The following is a 17,603-nucleotide window of genomic DNA, read 5'->3' on the forward strand; positions in this document are numbered from 1 at the left end:
GCACGCTCCACGCGCGGAGGAGGGCGCCCACCGGACCGGTGGGCGCCCTCCTGCGTTCTCGCGTTCCTGCGGCTACTTCACTCCGCGGATGGCCGGGTCGTGGAACGTGCCGCCGAAGGCGCGCTCGCTCGCGCCGACGCGGTCGAGGTAGGGCGTCAGGCCGCCCATCTGGAACGGGTAGCCGGCGCCGAGGATGAGGCAGAGGTCGATGTCCTCCGCGGCGTGCACGACATCGTCGTCCAGCATCCGCTTCACCTCGTCGGCGAGGCCGGTCTCGACGCGCAGCCGCAGCTCCTCGGCGGTCATCGGGTCGGAGCCGCCCTGGACGATGGCGACGGCGCGCTTGTCCACGCCCTTCACCCGGCCCTTGGCGTCGCGCTCGAAGACGTGGCCGAGCTCCGCCAGGCGGTGCAGGTTGGCGCTGTCGTAGAAGCGGTCCGGGAAGGCGGCGTGGTGGGTGTCGAGCACGTGCGCGCCGACCTTGAGTCCGACGAGCTCGAGCAGCTCGAACGGCGTCATCGGCAGGCCGAACGGCTCGAGCGAGGCCTCGACGACCTCGAACGGGGTGCCGGTGTCGACGGCGTGCATCGCCTCGCCGAGCACCTTCGCCAGCACGCGGTTGACCACGAAGCCCGGGGTGTCGCGGGTGATGACGGCGTTCTTCTTCAGCTTCGCCGCCGTGACCATCGCCGTCGACAGCGTCTCGTCGTCGGTCTGCGGCGTGTTCACAACCTCGATCAGCGGCATCACCGCGACCGGGTTGAAGAAGTGGAAGCCGACGAGGCGCTCCGGGTGCTGCAGCCGCTCGCCGATCCGCTCGACCGAGAGCGACGAGGTGTTCGTCGCGAGGACGGCGGTGGGGGAGACGTAGCGCTCGATGTCGGCGAAGACCTCCTGCTTGACGGAGAGCTCCTCGAAGACGGCCTCGATGACCCAGTCGGCGTCGGCGAAGTCGGCGCGGTCGGTGGTGCCGGTGACGAGACCGCGGAGGCGGTTCGCGTCGTCCGGCGAGAGGCGGCCCTTGGCGAGCAGGGTGTCGATCTCGCCGACGATGCTCGCGACGCCGCGGTCCACCCGCTCCTGGTCGAGGTCGGTGATGACCACCGGCACCTGGAGGCGGCGGACGAAGAGCAGCGCGAACTGCGTGGCCATGAGACCCGCGCCGATGACGCCGACCTTGGTGACCGGCTTGGCGAGACTCTTGTCCGGCGCGCCGGCGGGGCGCTTGGCCCGCTTCTGCACCAGGTCGAAGGCGTAGATGCTCGCGCGGAACTGGTCCCCGGAGACGAGGTCGGCCAGCGCCTCGTCCTCGGCGGCGAAGCCCTCCTCGCGGGTGCTGCTCTTGGCGGCCTTCAGCAGGTCGAGCGCGCGGTAGGGCGACGCGGCGACGGTGCCGATCTTCGACTCGAGCTGCTTGCGGGCGATCGCGATCGCGGCGTCCCACTTGACCAGCCGCTCGATCTTCCCGGGCACGTTCGGCCGCTTCACCTCGACGGTCCCGCCGAGGACGCCGTCGGCCCAGACCAGCGAGTTCTCGAGGAAGCTCGCGGAGGGGAAGATCGCGTCGGCGATGCCGAGGTCGAAGACGTCCTGGCCCTTGAGGGTCCGGTTGTTCTTCAGCGGGTTCTCGACGATCACCTTGAGGGCGTTCTCGATGCCGATCAGGTTCGGCAGCAGCCAGGCGCCGCCCCAGCCGGGGATGATGCCGAGGAACACCTCGGGCAGCCCGAGCGCGGGGATCGAGGCGTCGACGGTGCGGTAGTCGGCGTTCAGCGCGATCTCGGTGCCGCCGCCGAGCGCGAGCCCGTTGATGAAGACGAACGAGGGGACGCCGAGCTCGGAGAGCAGGCCGAGGGTCTTGTGCCCTAGGCGAGCGAGCTGGCGGCCGATCTCGTGGCTCGGGATGCTGCCGACCTTGCTGAGGTCGGCGCCGGCGGCGAGGATGAACGGCTTGCCGGTCACGCCGACCGCCTGGATCTCACCGGCCTTCGCGCGCGCCTGCTGGGCGAGCAGCGCGTCGGCCAGCTCGAACAGCCCGGCGGGGCCGAAGGTGCTCGGCCGGGTGTGGTCGCGGTCGTTGTCGAGAGTGATCAGCGCCAGGACGCGGCCGCTGGGGAGCGGGACGTCGCGGACGTAGGAGTGGGTGACGACCTCGCCCTCGGCGAGTTCGACCAGGTCCTCGAATCCTTCGAGCATGGGTCAGCGTCCCTTCCGTCGTGCGCGCTTGCCGTCGAAGTGCGGGTTCTCCCAGATGACCGAGCCGCCCTGGCCGAGACCGACGCACATCGCGGTCAGGCCGTAGCGGACCTCGGGGTGCGCCTCGAACTGGCGGGCGAGTTGGATCATCAGCCGGACGCCGGACGAGGCGAGCGGGTGTCCGATCGCGATCGCGCCGCCGTACTCGTTGACCCGCGGGTCGTCGTCGTCGATGCCGAAGTGGTCGAGGAAGGAGAGCACCTGCACGGCGAAGGCCTCGTTGAGCTCGAAGAGGCCGATGTCCTCGATGCCGAGCCCGGCCTTCTTCAGCGCCTTCTCGGTCGAGGGGACCGGGCCGATGCCCATGATCTCGGGCTCGACGCCGGCGAAGGCGAAGCTGACCAGGCGCATCTTCTCGGGCAGGCCCAGCTCCTTCGCGGCGTCGGCGCTGGCGAGCAGCGAGACGGCGGCGCCGTCGTTGAGACCGGAGGAGTTGCCGGCGGTGACCCGGCCGTGCGGGCGGAACGGGGTGCGCAGATTCGACAGGCCCTCGAGCGTGGTCTCGGGGCGGGGCGCCTCGTCGGCGGTGGCGAGGCCCCAGCCGGCGGCGCTGCGGGTGGCGACCGGGACGAGATCGGGCTGGATGTCTCCGTTGCGGTAGGCCTCGGCCAGCTTCTGCTGGCTGCGCAGGGCGTAGTGGTCGGAGCGGCTCTTGGTGAGCTGCGGGAAGCGGTCGTGGATCTTCTCCGCGGTCTTGCCCATGTTGAGGGCCTCCTCGCCGACCAGGCGCTCGGAGAGGAAGCGCGGGTTGGGGTCGGCGTTGAAGCCCATCGGGTGGCGGCCCATGTGCTCGACGCCGCCGGCGATCACGACGTCGTAGGCGCCGAAGGCGATGCCGCCCGCGGTCGTGGTGACCGAGGTCATCGCTCCCGCGCACATCCGGTCGATCGCGTAGCCCGGGACCGAGCGCGGCAGGCCCGCGAGGAGCGCGGCGGTGCGGCCGAGGGTCAGGCCCTGGTCGCCCTGCTGGGTGGTCGCGGCGATGGCGACCTCGTCCACGCGCTCCTTGGGCAGGGCGGTGTTGCGCTCCAGCAGACCGATCATGGCCTTGACGACGAGGTCGTCGGCCCGGGTCTGCCAGTACATGCCCTTCTCACCGGCTCGCCCGAACGGAGTACGGACTCCGTCGACGAACACGACTTCGGATCTCTCGGCCACAGTGCCTCCTGAAAACGGGACGCCCTCTCGGAAACCGGACGTCGTTCCGATCGTAGGAAAGCGGCGACGGGCGCCGGAATCCTTTGCTTCTTCCTACGAAGCGGGTTCCGTGCCCTCGACGGGTGCTTGCCCGGCTTCCACAAACGCGGTGGCGAGCGAGCCGGCGGTCGCGTCGATCTGCCAGGAGCGCGCACCGGCGCGCTCCAGCTCGGCGGCGACGGAGTCCCGGTCGAGCGGCTCCGGCGGGTTCCAGGCGAGGCGGCGGACCAGCTCGGGGGTGAGCAGGTTCTCGACCGGGAGCGAGAGCAGCTCGGCGATCTCGCCGACGACGGCGCGGGCGGCCTTCAGCCTGGCATCGGCGACCGGGTTGCGGTCGCCCCAGGCGCGCGGCGGCGGCAGGGTGTCGGCGGCGGGACGGACGGGGCCGGGCAGGTCCTCGGTGCTCTGACCGCGCTCGATCGCGGCCCACCAGCGCTCGACCTCGCCGCGGCTGGCGCGGCCGGTGAAGTCGCGGCGGCCGGAGAGCTGGCCGAGACTCGTGGGGACGTTGCGCGACACGGCGATGATCGAGGAGTCGGGGATCAGCCGGCCGGGCGCGATGTCGCGCTCGCGGGCGAAGGCGTCGCGGGTCAGCCAGAGCTCGCGGGCGATGGCGAGGGCGCGGGGCCCGCGCAGGGCGTGCATGCCGGAGAGGCGGCGCCACGGCTCGGCCGGGACCGGCTTGGGCTGCCGTGCCAGGGTCGCCTCGAACTCCTCGCGGGCGATCCGGGTCTTGCGGGCCTCGACGAGCATCTCGGCCATCCGGTCGCGCAGGTCGGGCAGCAGCTCGACGTCCTTCGCGGCGTAGACCAGCCAGCTCTGGGGGAGGGGGCGGGTCGACCAGTCGGCGGCCGAGTGCTCCTTGGCGAGGTGGATGCCGAGCAGGTCCTCGACGACGGCGCCGAGACCGACCTTGGGCAGGCCGAGCAGGCGGGCGGCGAGCTCGGTGTCGAAGATGCGCACCGGGTCGAGGCCGACCTCGCGCAGACAGGCGAGGTCCTGGCTGGCGGCGTGCAGGATCCACTCCTCCTCGCCGATCACGGCCTGGAGGGCGTCCATCCGGCCGATCGCGGGCGGGTCGAAGAGGAACGCTCCGGCGCCGCGGCGGTAGACCTGGATCAGGTACGCGCGCTGCGAGTAGGTGAAGCCGGAGGCGCGCTCGGCGTCGACGGCGACGGGACCCTCGCCGGCGGCGAGGGCGTCGACCGCGGCGAGGAACTCGTCGGGGGTGGAGAGGACACGGTAATCAGTCACGGTTGTTCCGTCGGAAGGCGAGCGAGGTCACACCGTCGCCCGATACGGGCGGGAGGCCCGCGAGCATGCACAACAGCTCCCCCCAGCCTTCCACGTGGGGAGCGAGCTGCGCATCCTCGGGGCTCCAGGAGGCCCGGATCTCGATCTGCGCGCCGTCTCCCTGGGCGGCGAGCTCGCCGAATCCGGTGGAGAGGACCTTGGTCGCGGTGCCGGAGGCGGCGGTGTAGAAGGCGCCGCGGACCTCGAGGGCGTCCATCAGCCAGGACCAGGCGACCTCGGCGAGGAAGGGGTCGGTGCCGATCTCGATCTCGAGCGGGGCCTGGGCGAAGCAGACGACGCGGAACGGGCCGCCCCACTGCTCCGGCTCCTCGGGGTCGTAGAGCAGGATGAACCGCCCGGTGCCCAGCTCGGAGTCGCGGCCGTGGGCGCGCGGCGAGACGTCGCCGGAGAGGGCGACGGCGTAGGGCGCGAGTCCGGCCGGCGAGGCGATCTCGGAGACGGTGAGCTCGGAGCGGGTCGTCGCCCGGCGCAGGGAGTCGACCGCGGCGCGGAACTCCTCCGGGAGCTGGGACGGCGCTGGGAATTCGGGCACGCTCGCAGACTAGAGTTCCCGCATGCTCGAAGCCCGCAGGCACGCCGCGGAGAGCGCGCACACCGGTGTCGTCCTCGCCGCGGTCCTCGCGGCCCCCGCCCTCGCCGCGCTGACGGCCCTCGGCGGCGCCGCGCTCGGGACGGCCTTCCTCCGCGGAGTGGTCACTCCGCCCTCCCGGCGCGCGCAGGACGTCCGGGTCCTCGCCGTGCGACCGGACGTGCATGAGATCGAGCTGTCGGCGTCGGTCGGCACCGCGGTCCGCGGCGGCTTCAGCCTCTGGTTCGACCACGGGCGCGGGCACGCGCGGATCGGGCGGCTGCTCGCGACCGGGCGCGGCCGGGTCGTGCGGGAGCTCGGGCAGGTCGATCGCGGGACGCTGCGGCCCGGTGCCCGCGGGCGGCTGAACGGCTGGCTGCTGCTCTCGCCGCGCGAGACCGGGCTGCCCTTCACGGCCGAGGAGGTGCCGACGCAGTTCGGCGCGGCTCCGGCCTGGCTCTTCCCGGCCGAGGCGGACGGCGGCGTCTGGGCGATCCACGTGCACGGCCGCGCGACGACCCGCGAGGAGACGCTGCGCGGGATGGCCGCGTTCCACCGGGCGGGGGTCACCTCGCTGGTCGTCTCGTACCGCAACGACGGCGACGCTCCGGAGAGCCCGGACCGGCGCTACGCGCTGGGGGAGACGGAGTGGCGCGACGTCGACGCCGCGATCCGGTTCGCCGAGCGGCGCGGCGCCCGCCGGGTCGTGCTCGTCGGCTGGTCGATGGGCGGTGCGATCGTGCTGCAGACCGCGCTGCGCTCGAGCCGCCGCGAGCTGATCGCGGGGCTGGTGCTCGACTCGCCGGTGATCGACTGGCGGGTGACCCTGCGGAAGCAGGCGCAGCTGAACCGGATCCCGGCGCCGATCGCGGCGCTCGCCTTGACGGCGATGCAGCGGCCGTGGTCGGCCGCGCTGACCGGGCAGAGCAGTCACGTCCCGCTGGCCGCGATGGACCTGGTCGAGCGGGCCGCCGAGCTGACCGTGCCGGTCCTGCTGCTGCACAGCGTCGACGACGACTTCGTGCCGAGCGGCCCGTCCGAGGCCCTCGCGGCGGCGCGGCCCGATCTGGTCGAGCTCGTGCTCTTCCACGGGGCCGGGCACACCCGGCTCTGGAACGACGACCCGGAGCTCTGGGAGGGGTCGGTCGAGCGCTGGCTGGCGGAGCGGGCGCTCAGCCGGTCCGGGTCCAGCGCGCGTAGGTGAAGCCGGCGTCGTCTGCGGCGAGCGACGTCAGGGAGTAGGCGTCGTCGATCCGCTGGCCGGTCGACGCGACGGGGAGGCCCGGCAGCACGACGCGGGGCGCGGTGGTCAGGCAGAGCTCGTCGACGCGGCCGGAGGCGAGGAACTGGCCCGAGAGCGAGGCGCCGCCCTCGCAGACGACCCGCTCGAGACCGAGGGCGCGCAGGGCCGCGAGGATCGCGTCGACGCTCATCCGCCCGCCGGTCGCGGGCACCGGGACCACCTCGACGCCGCGGGGGAGATCGGCCGGCGTCGCTCGCCCCTCCGGCAGCAGCAGGAGCACGCGGGCGCCCTCCTGCACTTCGAGGCGGTGGCCGGCCAGGTCGCCGGAGGAGGAGACGATGGCGAGCGGCGCGCGCTTGGGCACGCGGTAGCCCTCCGCGCGGACGCTCGCGGCGCCGACGAGGACGACGTCGGCCTGAGCGCGGATGACCCCGAGGATCGTGCGGTCGACGCGGTTGGTCAGCGTTTCGCTGGTGCCGTCGGAGCCGATGCTGGAGCCGTTGACGCTCGCGATCATGTTGAGCCGCACGCGGACGCCGGCGCCGGGGAGGTAGGCCGCCTCGATCGCCGCTCGCGCGCCGTCCTCGCCGAGGCGGATCGGCTCGCCGGCGGGGACGAGCGGCTGCAGGATCACGGTGCCGGGCTCTCGCGCCGGGCTCAGGCGGCCAGGTGGGCGCGGATCTGGCGCTTGGTGCGGCCGAGCAGCGCGCTCATCCCGCGCAGCCGCAGCGGCGAGACCGCCTCGGACAGGCCGATGGTCTGCGGGAAGTCGTCGGGAACGGCGAGCACCTGCTCGGGCGTCAGACCGTCCAGGCCCTGGGCGAGGATCGAGGCGAAGCCGCGGGTGGTCGGCGCCTCGCGCGGCGCGGTCGCGTGCAGGTGGATCACGTCGCCGTCGAACTCGACCACGATGAAGACCGGCGACTGGCACTCCTCGACCCGCTCGAACAGGTCGGGGTGATCGCGGTAGCGCTCGGGCAGCTCGGGGAGGTCGTTGGAGAACTCGAGGAGGAGCTGGAGGCGCTCCGGCTTCTCGAGGGCGAGGAACTCGTCGCGGATCTCGCGGAGCGCGGGGCCGAGCAGGTCGGTGGCGGGGGTGTCGGTGGTCATCGCTTCCATTCTTCCCTACGCGGGGACGACGGGGCAGGACGCCGAGGGCCCCGGCACAGGTGTGCACGGGGCCCTCGGGTCACGGTCGGAGCCGGTCGATCAGCGGGGCGCGGGGGCCTCGCCGGGCTCGGCGCCCTGGACGATCGGGACACGGACGGCGCTGCCCCACTCGGTCCAGGAGCCGTCGTAGTTCTTGACGCCCTCGAAGCCGAGGAGGTGGGTGAGCACGAACCAGGTGTGCGAGGAGCGCTCGCCGATCCGGCAGTAGGCGATGACGGTGTCGCCGTCGGCGAGGCCGGCGCCGTCGCGGTAGATGCCGTTCAGCTCGTCGAGGGAGCGGAAGGTGCCGTCCTCCGCCGCGGCCTTGCCCCACGGCACGTTCTGCGCGCTGGGGATGTGGCCGGCGCGCAGGGCGCCCTCCTCCGGGTAGGCCGGCGCGGTGGTGCGGGCGCCGGAGAACTCCTCGGGGGAGCGGACGTCGATCAGCGGGTTGCCGAAGTGGGCGAGCACGTCCTCCTTGAAGGCGCGGATGTCCTCGTCGCGGCGCTCGACCGCCGGGTACTCGGCCGCGGCCGGGCTCGAGGCGTCGGTCGTGGTCGGCCGGCCGTCGGCGATCCACTTGTCGCGGCCGCCGTCGAGCAGGCGGACGTCCTCGTGGCCGAAGAGCGTGAAGACCCAGAGGGCGTAGGCGGCCCACCAGTTGTTCTTGTCGCCGTAGATGACGACGGTGCTGTCGCGGGCGATGCCCTTGGCGCCGACGAGCGCGGCGAAGGCGGCGCCGTCGATGTAGTCGCGCTGCACCGGGTCGTTGAGGTCGGTGTGCCAGTCGATCTTGACCGAGCCGGGGATGTGGCCGGTCTCGTAGAGCAGGACGTCCTCGTCGGACTCCACGACGACGAGGCCGCGGGTGCCGAGGCGCTGCTCGAGCCACTCGCCGCTGACGAGCCGTTCGGGGTGCGCGTAGGCGGCGAACTTCGGCGACGGATCGAGTTCAACGGGCAAGGGGGACCTCCAGGATGGTGCGCGGGGCGCAGACGTGGTTCTCGGATGGGCGGCGGTGCGGGCGGGCTACGCTGGAGACCGCCCTCAGCGACAGTACGCGCCCTCGTGCGCGGGTGCACGGACGGCCCCGTAAGAGTTCGACACAGTGCCGCCGGCGTCCGCCGACGTGCGGCTCGACACAGTACTGCGACCCTGGATGCGAGACCGCGTGACCCCCGACGACGTCCGTTCGACGAGCAGCCTGACCGCGCGCTCGCCGCAGATCAGCGGCCACGAGATCGCCTCGACCCTGGTGCCGCCGCGGCAGTTCGAGGGCGCGACCTTCGAGAGCTACCGGCCGGACCCGGAGTACCCCTCGCAGGCGGAGGCCGTCGAGGCGCTGCGGGCGTTCGCGGCCGGCGGCGGATCCAAGGGCGGCGGCGGCTTCCTCGGCTTCGGCCGGAGGAAGGCGCCCGCGGTGAAGCCCGGCGTCTACCTCGACGGCGGCTTCGGCGTCGGCAAGACCCACCTGCTCGCGGCGATCTGGCACGCGGTGCCCGGCCGCACCTACTTCGGCACCTTCATCGAGTACACCGCCCTGGTCGGCGCCCTCGGCTACGCGGCGACCGTGTCCCTGCTCAAGGGCTCGGCGCTGCTCTGCATCGACGAGTTCGAGCTGGACGACCCGGGCGACACGATGCTGATGACCCGGCTGCTGGGCGAGCTGGTCGCCTCCGGCACCCGCATCGCGGCGACCTCGAACACCCCGCCGAACGCGCTGGGCGAGGGGCGCTTCGCCGCCGCGGACTTCCTCCGCGAGATCCACGCGATGGCCGAGCACTTCCAGACGATGCGGATCGACGGCACCGACTACCGCCGCCGCGACATCGAGGGCCACGCGGTCACCCGCTCGGACAGCGAGATCGACGAGCTCGTCGCCACGGCCCCCTCCGGCGCCGTCGTCACCGACGACTCCTTCCGCGCCGCGGTCGACCACCTCGGCTCGGTGCACCCCTCGCGCTACATCAAGGTGATCGACGGGGTCGACGCCATCGTGCTCCGCGACGTCGCCACGCTGACCGACCAGACGGACGCGCTGCGCCTCGTCGCCTTCATCGACCGCGTGTACGACGCGCAGATCCCGGTGCTGGCCTCCGGCGTCGCGCTGGACGAGGTCTTCGGCGGCGACATGCTCAGCGGCGGCTACCGCAAGAAGTACCTCCGCTCGATGTCGCGCCTGATCGCGCTGACCTCGATGCAGGCGTTCTCCTGACGACGGGCTGACGCGACGCGTCGGTCCTCCGCGGCATCTCCGCGGCTCGCGCGCGGGGGATCCGCGGCGCGCTGTAACGCACTGTTCACACGGGAGCCGTGCTCGTAACATCCGCGAAACCTCGTGCCGCACGGGTCGTAACGTCGCGCGGCCAGACTGTCGGCTACCCGAGGTGACCCGACACCCCGCGTCCTCCGAGACGCCGTGTCTTCGGGGTCGTGCAGCGACTGCCGGCCCGCATCGGGCTCTGCACTGCCCTCACTCACGACTCCTGCACGACTCTGCTTACTCACGAGAGGTTCAACAATGGATCAAGGCAATACCGCGTTCCTGCTCCTGGCGGCGGCGCTGGTCCTGCTCATGACCCCCGGGCTCGCCTTCTTCTACGGCGGTCTGGTCCGAGCGAAGAGCGTCATCAGCATGATGATGCTGAGCTTCGGCGCGATGGGCCTGATCGGCGTGCTGTGGGTGCTCTACGGCTACGCGATCACCTTCTCCAACGCCGGTGTGGGCGACTTCGTCGGCATCGACGGCGTCCTCGGCATCGACCTCAGCCAGCTCGGCCTCGCCGGTGCCTACGCCGAGGCCCGCGGTGACATCGAGTCCGCGTACCCGACGCTCGCCTTCGCGGCCTTCCAGGCCACCTTCGCGATCATCACCGTCGCGCTCATCTCCGGTGCGATCGCCGATCGCGCCAAGTTCGGCGCGTGGATGGTCTTCGCCGGCGTCTGGGCGACCATCGTCTACTTCCCGGTCGCCTCGTGGGTGTTCAACTTCGCCCTCGACCCCGAGACCGGCGCCACCTCGGACGGCGGCTGGATCGCCTACAACGTCGGTGCGATCGACTTCGCCGGCGGCACCGCGGTGCACATCAACGCCGGTGCGGCGGCCCTCGCCCTCGCCCTGGTCCTCGGCAAGCGCGTCAACTTCACCAAGGGTGCGCACCAGCCGCACAACCCGCCGTTCGTCCTCCTCGGCGCCGGCCTCCTCTGGTTCGGCTGGTTCGGCTTCAACGCCGGCTCCGAGCTCGCCGCCGACGGCATCGCCGCGATCGCCTTCCTCAACACCATCGCCGCTCCGGCCGCCGCCATCATCGGCTGGCTGATCATCGAGAAGATCAAGGACGGCAAGCCCACCTCGATCGGCGCCGCCTCCGGTGCCGTCGCGGGCCTCGTCGCGATCACCCCGGCCTGCGCCGTGCTCTCGCCCTTCTGGGCGATCGTGCTCGGCCTGATCACCGGTGCCGTCTGCGCCCTGGCGATCGACCTCAAGTACAAGCTCGGCTACGACGACTCGCTCGACGTGGTCGGCGTGCACCTCGTCGGCGGTCTGATCGGAACGCTCTACATCGGCTTCTTCGGCACCGATGTCGGCCTCTTCCTCACCGGCGACGCCAGCCAGCTCGGCAAGCAGGCCCTCGCGGCCTTCACCGTCCTGATCTACTCCTTCGTCCTCACCTACGCGATCGGCTGGGTCATCCAGAAGACGATCGGCTTCCGCGTGAAGAACGAGGACGAGATCGCCGGCATCGACACCGCCATCCACGGCGAGGCGGGCTACGTCCTCGCGGACTAGTCCTCGCCGACGGGCGCCGCGCTCGACGCGCCACCCCGGGGGAGCCGGCTCTTCGGAGCCGGCTCTTCTCGTTTCCGGGCTAGGGTTTTCAGGTGCCCTCCTCACGCTCGGTCGTGTCCCTGCTCCTCCGACTGCTCGGCCGCGCGAGCGCCCCGCGCGCCGACGCCGGCGCCCCCGCGCAGCGGCCGTACCTGAGCACCACGGCGCCCACGCCGGGCGCGAACGGCATCGGCCGGACCTCCGAGGTCGACCCGACCCGGCTGCGCGGCGTCCACCTCGGCTACGCGCCGACGCCGGACGGCGATCCCGACCCGGGCGAGGTCGTCTGGACCTGGGTGCCCTACGAGGAGGACGACGGCCGCGGCAAGGACCGCCCCGTCCTCGTCCTCGCGGTCGAGAAGGCCGGCACGGCGCTGGCGATCCGGCTGAGCTCGAAGGAGCACGACGGCTACCTCGCGGTCGGCGCGGGGCCGTGGGATCCGGAGGGGCGGCCGAGCTTCGCGGATCCGGAGCGGGTCTTCCGCGTGCACCCCGCGGGGATGCGGCGCGAGGGCGCGGCGCTCGAGCGGGCGCGGTTCGATGCGGTCGCGCGGGTCGTCTCGGCGCGCTACGGCTGGCGCTGAGCCGGTGTCGACCTCCGGCGGCCCCGCCTAGGCGCTCGGAGCGATGCGCACGAGCTCCGGGTACTTGGCCGTGCGGCCGTCTCCGGAGGACGTGCCGGTGAGCCGGCGGCGCAGCCACGGCGCGACGTGGGTGCGGTAGTACTGCGCGGAGCCTCCGCTCGCTGCGGTCGGCCGCTCGGGCGCCTCCTGGGCAGCGGGCGGGACAGGGAGGCCGAGCGAGCCGAGCACGCGGGCGCTGACGCGGTGGTGACCGCGCGGGCCGAGGTGCAGGCGGTCCTCGGACCAGAGCGACGGGTCGGCGAAGGCCGGGTCGGTCCAGTTGTCGGCGACGACGATGTCCTGACGCTGCTGCGTGCGGCGCAGGACGGCCGAGGTGAGGGCGTCGCCGCGGCGCTTGATCAGGCGGCCGAGCGGGAGCCGCGCGGACGGGTCCGGGGCGGAGAGGGCGATCAGAACGACGCCCTCGGCGTCGCAGCGGGCGAGGACCTCGAGGTAGCGGTCCGCGATGCGCTCGATGTCGGCGCGTGGTCGGAGCATGTCGTTGCCGCCGCCGTTGAAGGAGAGGTGGGTCGGCCGCAGGGCGAGCGCGGGCTCGAGCTGCTCGTCGACGATCGGGTCGATGAGGCGGCCGCGAATGGCGAGGTTGGCGTACTCGATCGGCTCGCCGAGCGCATCCGCCCAGCTCTGCGCGGTGAGGTCGGCCCAGCCGCGGGCGGTGCCGTCGGGGAGCTCGTCGCCGACGCCCTCCGAGAAGGAGTCGCCGATCGAGACGAAGCGGACGGCGGTCATCGGCGCGGCGATCGGGGCGGGGTTCCGGTGCGGGGCATCGTCGCACTGTAGCCCGGGAAAGCGTGTACCGTCGGCCGCATGGATCAGGACTCGCCGACCTCCGTCGAACTGCCGGACGGGGTCGGGCGCCTCGTGCTCACCGATCCGGACACGCCGCCGAAGGACTCGCCGCGGCCGTATCTGCATCCGCTGCGGACGCCCGCCGGGCGCGTCGTCAGCGATGTGCGGCCCGCCGACCACGACTGGCATCTCGGGCTGTCGCTCGCGGTGTCGAACGTCACGATCGGGGACGCCGAGCTCGACACGAACCTCTGGGGCGGACCGACCTGGCTGACGGGGACCGGCTACCGGCAGGTGGACAACAACGGGTCGCAGCGGCCGGAGGGCGTGGACCCGGGGGACCTCGCCCTCGGGTGGTTCGATGCGCGCGGGCGGCGCTTCCTCGACGAGCGGCGGCGGCTGAGCGTGCGGCGGCTCGGGGACGTGACGGTGCTGCGGATCGAGAGCCGGTGGCGTGCGCTCGGGGAGCGGCTCGTCTTCGGCTCGCCGACCACGGCGGGGCGGCCGGACGCGGGCTACGGCGGGCTGTTCCTGCGGCTGGACCCGTCGTTCGAGGGAAGCACGGTGAGCGGGCCGGACGGGGCCGTCGCGGAGCCGATGGGGGTCGTGTCGCGCTGGCTCGCGGTGGCGGACGGGAGCGCGACGGTCGCGCTGCGGGCGGACGAGGGCAGTCCCGTCGATCCGTCGACGTGGTTCGTGCGGACGAGCGGGACGCCGATGCTGTGCGCGGCGCCGTTCTTCGGCGAGACGTGGACGTTGGACGCGGGGGCGGAGGCGAGCTGGAGCTGGCAGCTGCTGCTCGCGGATCGGGTGCTGGGTGCGGAGGAGATCGAGGCGATCTGGGGGCGGCGCGGCTGAGTGCTGGCGGGGCGGGTCTCGATACGCCGCTGCGCGGCTACTCGACCAGCATGAGGCGGCTGCTCGGTCATCATGAGGCGGCTGCTCGATCATCATGAGGCGGCTGCTCGATCAGCATGAGGAGGCTGCTCGGTCAGCAGGAAGTGAGGGGGCGGTGCCCCCGGGACGAGGAGGAGGCGGACATGGAGCGGACCGGGAACCTGGTGCTGCACGGCGCGCGGAAGGTCGACGCGGGCGGGACGGTCGAGGAGTTCTGGCTGGTCGCGGTCGACGGGGTGATCGTCGAGGTCGGGGCCGGGCGGGGCTGGGAGCGGGCGGCGGACGGTGCTCGGGTGCACGACGCGAGCGGGCTGACCGCGACTCCGGGGTTCGTCGATCTGCACGTGCACGGCGGGGCGGGCCGCAGCTTCGACGAGGGTGCGGACGGGATGCGGGCGGGGCTCGCGCTGCATCGCACGCACGGGACGACGCGCTCGCTGGTGAGCCTGGTGTCGGCTCCGCTCGCGCAGCTGGAGGCCTCGCTCGACGCGGTCGCCTCGCTGGCGGCGGAGGATCCGCTGGTCCTCGGCGCGCACCTGGAGGGGCCGTTCCTCGCGCCGTCGCGCTGCGGGGCGCACGACCCGGAGGCGCTGATCGCGCCGACGGCCGAGGCGGTCGAGCGGCTGCTCGGCGCGGCCCGCGGGAGTCTCCGGCAGATCACGATCGCTCCCGAGCTGCCGGGGGCCCTCGCGGCGATCGAGCGGCTCACCGAGGCGGGGGTCGTCGTCGCGGTGGGACACACGGAGGCGGACGCGGCGACGACGCGCGCGGCGATCGAGCGCGGGGCGCGGCTGGTCACCCACGCCTTCAACGCGATGCCGGGCATCGGGCACCGCGCGCCGGGGCCGATCCCGGTGGCGCTGGCCGACCATCGGGTGGTGCTGGAGCTGATCCTTGACGGCGAGCACGTGGACGCGGACGTCGCCCGGATCGCCTTCGCGTCGGCGCCCGGACGGATCGCGCTGGTCACCGACGCGATGGCGGCGGCGGGAGCGGGCGACGGTGCGCACCGGATCGGCCGGCTGCGCGTCGATGTGCGAGGCGGCGTCGCCCGGCTGGAGGGCACGGAGACACTCGCCGGCTCGACACTGACGCTCGACGCGGCGCTCCGGCGCGCGGCCGGGGCGGTCGGCCTGGGGCTCGAGGCAGCGGTCGGCGCGGTCACCGCGACTCCGGCGCGCGTGCTGGGAGCCGAGGGCGCGCTCGGCGCGCTCGCGGTGGGCCGGGCGGCGGACGTGGTGCTTCTGGACGACGCGCTGCAGGTGCGGGCCGTCTGGGCCGCCGGCGGGCCGATCGCGACGGCCTAGAGCCTCCGCAGGGCGAGGTGCAGGGGCGCGCCGTCCCGCAGGTCGACCGAGAGGGTGCGCGGGTCGATCTGGAGCGCTCCGGGCGTGCCCTCCTCGAGCTCGACGTCGATCGGCAGCCGCACGAGCACGCGCTCGCCCAGTCGCGCCGCCGCCGCGTCGAGGGGACTGCGGAGCAGGCACTCGACGGACTCCGGGCTCCAGGAGAGCGACTCGACCCGGAGGGCGCCGCGCAGGTGCAGGCCGGTGATCCGTCCCGCCGCCCAGCGGTCGGGCAGTGCGGGCAGCAGGTGCAGCGTCGTGCCGTCCGAGCGGGTGAGCATCTGCGCGACCAGGGCGGGCAGGCCGCCCGCGGCGTCGACGTTGACGATCGCGTCGGCGTCGTGGGTGGGCATCATGTTCGGGCGCCAGTGCAGGCGGGCGAGCCAGTCGACGCACTGCAGTGCCGCCTCGGCGTCGCCGAGCGTGGCGGCGGCGACGCCGGCCTGCACGAGTCCGAACGCCATCTCCATCCGGCCGGGCGGGGCGGTCGGCTCCTCGGCGCGCCAGCGCAGCCGGGCGCGGACCGCCTCGAGGGCCGCGGCACCGAGCAGGGGATCGGCGGTCGCCGGGTCGCCCTCGTACCACCAGGGGTAGAAGTGCGAGGCGTGCCGGTGCTCCGGCCGGTCGGTGAGCGCCGGGTCCTGCCACTCCGCCAGCTGCCCGTCGGGGCTGATGCGGTAGCCGGGGAGCCGCGAGGCGAGCGCCTCCCACTCGGCGGCGGCACCGGGATCGCGGGGCGCGACCAGCCGCTCGATGCGCGCGGCGATCAGCAGCGCGTCCCGGACCATCGCGACCTCGGAGGTGGCGTCCCGGGTGATCGGGGTCCGCTGGTCGCCCGGGTGGTTCTCGGGGGAGTAGCCGGGAGAGACGTGCGCCGTCCCGTCCAGGTCGATCACCAGGGCGTGCCGGTAGCAGGCGACGACCTCGCGGGCGAAGGGCCGGGCCCAGCCGCGCAGGAACTCCTCGTCGCCGGTGCTCGACCAGTGGTCCCAGGCGAGGCGGAGGATCCAGCCGCCGCCGCCGAGCCAGTACTGCAGCGGGTACTCGGCGGTGAAGTGGTTGGCGCGGCCGTGCCCGGAGATGCGGGTGGGCAGCAAGAAGCCGGGCGCGCCGAGGATCCGCTCGGCGTTGAGGCGGTAGTCGTCCTCGAACTCCGCGACGGCGGTGAAGAACGACCGCAGCAGCTCGGGTGTGCCGGTCGTGCCGAGCGAGGCGACGCCGCCGTTCTGCACGTTCCCGTTGAGCGTGTAATCCGAGGACCAGGCCGGCGCCCAGGAGCCGGCCCAGACGCCCTGCAGGCTGGCGGGCAGCTCGCCGGTCGCCGCGATGATCGCGTGCCGGCCGGCGGCGAAGGCGCGCTCGACGAGCTCGTCGGCCGCCGCGGGGTCGGCCCGCACGTCCTCGATGCTGCGCGGAGTCGCGGCGCCGAGGGAGAAGGAGCAGGCGCCGACGAGCTGCTCGTGCGGGGTGGTCGCGGCGGGGTAGCGGGCGAGGACCGGCGGAGTGACGGGCGCGGGCGCGGTCGAGGTCACCGAGACGCGCAGCTCCAGCTCGAGCTCGCGGGCGCCGCAGACGCGCCAGGCGGGCCAGGTCGCGTCGCGCTCCCTCACGGCGGACTCCTGGCCCCGCAGCAGGCGCGCGACGACGAGGGCGGAGCGGAGGCCCGTGGGGCGCGGGTGGCGGGGCACCGTCTCGAGGGCGAGGGTCTCGCCGCCGTCGACCGCGCGGACGAGGGCGTGCTCGCGGTGGTCCCGCGGCGCGTCGGGGCCGAGATCGGGCTCGGTCGGCTCGTCGGCCGGGGCGAGCCGGAGCAGGCCGGAGAAGGGCGAGTCCGCGTGCACCGAGACGAGGAGCCGGTCCGCCGCGCGGTCGGCCCGGACGCTGACCGTGAGTCCCGTCGGGAGGGTCAGGGCAGCGGTGCCGGTCGGGTAGTCGACCGAGCGCTCACGGGTGCCGCCGGACGACCCGGTCGCCAGCTCGAGCCGGAGGACTCCCGCGGGCACCAGGGGGTCGGCGTCGAGGAGCGTGCCGTCGTGCCCCTCCTCGGCCCAGGCGCGGGTGTGCCACTCCTCGATCCGCTCCGCGTCGGCGTCGCTGACGGGCGCCCGGTCGAGCAGCGCGCGGATCGCCGGCAGCAGCGGGGCGAGCAGCGGCGGCCCGACCAGCGGGTCGACCGGCAGGCGGAGCCGCTCTTGCGAGAGCGAGACGACCGCGCCTCCGCCGTCTCCCTCGCCCTCGGGGCCCTCGTACAGCGCCGCACCGGTCGTCCCGGTGCCGACCATCAGCCCGGTCTCCCAGCCGGTGGCGGCGGTGCTGCCGTGGAAGCCTCCTGTGCCATCGGCGGTGCTCATCGTGTTGCTAGTCGGCGAGC

Annotated in this window: 15 protein-coding genes; 6 read left to right on the top strand and 9 right to left on the bottom strand. The window is 73.6% G+C overall.

From position 1 onward, the window contains the following. Window positions 1–72 precede the first annotated feature (72 nt). The 4 genes from EDF45_RS15775 to EDF45_RS15790 all read right to left on the bottom strand — a co-directional run bounded on the left by EDF45_RS15775 (window position 73) and on the right by EDF45_RS15790 (window position 5,299). Window positions 73–2,196, bottom strand: a complete 2,124-nt coding sequence (locus tag EDF45_RS15775) for a 3-hydroxyacyl-CoA dehydrogenase NAD-binding domain-containing protein (RefSeq protein ID WP_123736945.1) — start codon at window positions 2,194–2,196, stop codon at window positions 73–75. Window positions 2,197–2,199: 3 nt separating this feature from the next. Further along, window positions 2,200–3,414, bottom strand: a complete 1,215-nt coding sequence (locus EDF45_RS15780; RefSeq protein ID WP_123736946.1) for a thiolase family protein — start codon at window positions 3,412–3,414, stop codon at window positions 2,200–2,202. A gap of 93 nt (window positions 3,415–3,507) precedes the next feature. Beyond that, window positions 3,508–4,707, bottom strand: a complete 1,200-nt coding sequence (locus tag EDF45_RS15785; protein ID WP_123736947.1) for a ribonuclease D — start codon at window positions 4,705–4,707, stop codon at window positions 3,508–3,510. After that, window positions 4,700–5,299: a DUF3000 domain-containing protein gene (locus EDF45_RS15790; RefSeq protein ID WP_123445865.1), complete on the bottom strand. Its 600-nt coding sequence runs from the start codon at window positions 5,297–5,299 to the stop codon at window positions 4,700–4,702. Before EDF45_RS15790 ends, EDF45_RS15785 begins: the two co-directional genes overlap by 8 nt. Window positions 5,300–5,321: 22 nt before the next feature. On the opposite strand from EDF45_RS15790, the gene EDF45_RS15795 reads away from it, so the two are divergent. Next, window positions 5,322–6,539: a S9 family peptidase gene (locus EDF45_RS15795; protein ID WP_123736948.1), complete on the top strand. Its 1,218-nt coding sequence runs from the start codon at window positions 5,322–5,324 to the stop codon at window positions 6,537–6,539. Here EDF45_RS15795 and EDF45_RS15800 read toward each other — a convergent pair. The 3 genes from EDF45_RS15800 to EDF45_RS15810 all read right to left on the bottom strand — a co-directional run bounded on the left by EDF45_RS15800 (window position 6,508) and on the right by EDF45_RS15810 (window position 8,690). Then, a complete protein-coding gene (locus tag EDF45_RS15800) occupies window positions 6,508–7,212 on the bottom strand; it encodes a dihydrofolate reductase family protein (RefSeq protein ID WP_123736949.1) in 705 nt (234 codons plus the stop codon). The genes EDF45_RS15795 and EDF45_RS15800 overlap by 32 nt on opposite strands. Before the next feature lie 23 nt (window positions 7,213–7,235). Further along, entirely contained in the window at window positions 7,236–7,688 is a 453-nt protein-coding gene (locus tag EDF45_RS15805; RefSeq protein WP_123445868.1) for a SufE family protein, read from the bottom strand. A 99-nt stretch (window positions 7,689–7,787) separates the two neighbouring features. Further along, window positions 7,788–8,690 (bottom strand): sulfurtransferase, encoded by a 903-nt coding sequence (locus EDF45_RS15810; protein ID WP_123736950.1) that lies wholly within the window; start codon window positions 8,688–8,690, stop codon window positions 7,788–7,790. Between the two features lie 208 nt (window positions 8,691–8,898). Here EDF45_RS15810 and zapE point away from each other — a divergent pair, with 208 nt between their 5' ends. From zapE to EDF45_RS15825, 3 genes are all read left to right on the top strand, one after another. Then, on the top strand, window positions 8,899–9,942 hold the full coding sequence (zapE, locus tag EDF45_RS15815) for a cell division protein ZapE (RefSeq protein WP_260312233.1): 1,044 nt from the start codon (window positions 8,899–8,901) through the stop codon (window positions 9,940–9,942). A 306-nt stretch (window positions 9,943–10,248) separates the two neighbouring features. After that, window positions 10,249–11,517, top strand: a complete 1,269-nt coding sequence (locus tag EDF45_RS15820; protein WP_123445871.1) for an ammonium transporter — start codon at window positions 10,249–10,251, stop codon at window positions 11,515–11,517. Window positions 11,518–11,609: 92 nt separating this feature from the next. Further along, window positions 11,610–12,140, top strand: a complete 531-nt coding sequence (locus EDF45_RS15825; protein ID WP_166649619.1) for a type II toxin-antitoxin system PemK/MazF family toxin — start codon at window positions 11,610–11,612, stop codon at window positions 12,138–12,140. 27 nt (window positions 12,141–12,167) lie between these two features. Here the strand turns inward: EDF45_RS15825 and EDF45_RS15830 are convergent, their stop codons facing one another. Then, the gene (locus EDF45_RS15830; protein ID WP_123736952.1) at window positions 12,168–12,929 is read right to left on the bottom strand and encodes an SGNH/GDSL hydrolase family protein; all 762 of its coding nucleotides are present in this window, start codon (window positions 12,927–12,929) and stop codon (window positions 12,168–12,170) included. Window positions 12,930–13,007: 78 nt separating this feature from the next. Between EDF45_RS15830 and EDF45_RS15835 the strand changes: the two genes are divergently transcribed. Together EDF45_RS15835 and EDF45_RS15840 are read left to right on the top strand one after the other, a co-directional pair. Further along, on the top strand, window positions 13,008–13,847 hold the full coding sequence (locus EDF45_RS15835; RefSeq protein WP_123736953.1) for a DUF6807 family protein: 840 nt from the start codon (window positions 13,008–13,010) through the stop codon (window positions 13,845–13,847). A gap of 182 nt (window positions 13,848–14,029) precedes the next feature. Then, on the top strand, window positions 14,030–15,193 hold the full coding sequence (locus EDF45_RS15840) for an N-acetylglucosamine-6-phosphate deacetylase (RefSeq protein ID WP_123736954.1): 1,164 nt from the start codon (window positions 14,030–14,032) through the stop codon (window positions 15,191–15,193). Here the strand turns inward: EDF45_RS15840 and EDF45_RS15845 are convergent. Further along, window positions 15,190–17,583: a glycosyl hydrolase family 95 catalytic domain-containing protein gene (locus tag EDF45_RS15845; RefSeq protein WP_123736955.1), complete on the bottom strand. Its 2,394-nt coding sequence runs from the start codon at window positions 17,581–17,583 to the stop codon at window positions 15,190–15,192. The two genes, EDF45_RS15840 and EDF45_RS15845, sit on opposite strands and share 4 nt — an antisense overlap. Window positions 17,584–17,603 lie beyond the last annotated feature (20 nt).

The organism is Rathayibacter sp. PhB186 (assembly GCF_003751825.1).
GTDB classification, from domain to species: Bacteria; Actinomycetota; Actinomycetes; order Actinomycetales; family Microbacteriaceae; genus Rathayibacter; species Rathayibacter festucae.

Excerpts from the sequence above, each read along its gene's own strand:
- EDF45_RS15820 (WP_123445871.1), top strand. The coding sequence starts at position 10,249 with ATGGATCAAGGCAATACCGCGTTCCTGCTCCTGGCGGCGGCGCTGGTC.
- EDF45_RS15845 (WP_123736955.1), bottom strand. The coding sequence starts at position 17,583 with ATGAGCACCGCCGATGGCACAGGAGGCTTCCACGGCAGCACCGCCGCC.
- EDF45_RS15775 (WP_123736945.1), bottom strand. The coding sequence starts at position 2,196 with ATGCTCGAAGGATTCGAGGACCTGGTCGAACTCGCCGAGGGCGAGGTC.
- EDF45_RS15830 (WP_123736952.1), bottom strand. The coding sequence starts at position 12,929 with ATGACCGCCGTCCGCTTCGTCTCGATCGGCGACTCCTTCTCGGAGGGC.
- EDF45_RS15840 (WP_123736954.1), top strand. The coding sequence starts at position 14,030 with ATGGAGCGGACCGGGAACCTGGTGCTGCACGGCGCGCGGAAGGTCGAC.
- EDF45_RS15835 (WP_123736953.1), top strand. The coding sequence starts at position 13,008 with ATGGATCAGGACTCGCCGACCTCCGTCGAACTGCCGGACGGGGTCGGG.
- EDF45_RS15795 (WP_123736948.1), top strand. The coding sequence starts at position 5,322 with ATGCTCGAAGCCCGCAGGCACGCCGCGGAGAGCGCGCACACCGGTGTC.
- EDF45_RS15805 (WP_123445868.1), bottom strand. The coding sequence starts at position 7,688 with ATGACCACCGACACCCCCGCCACCGACCTGCTCGGCCCCGCGCTCCGC.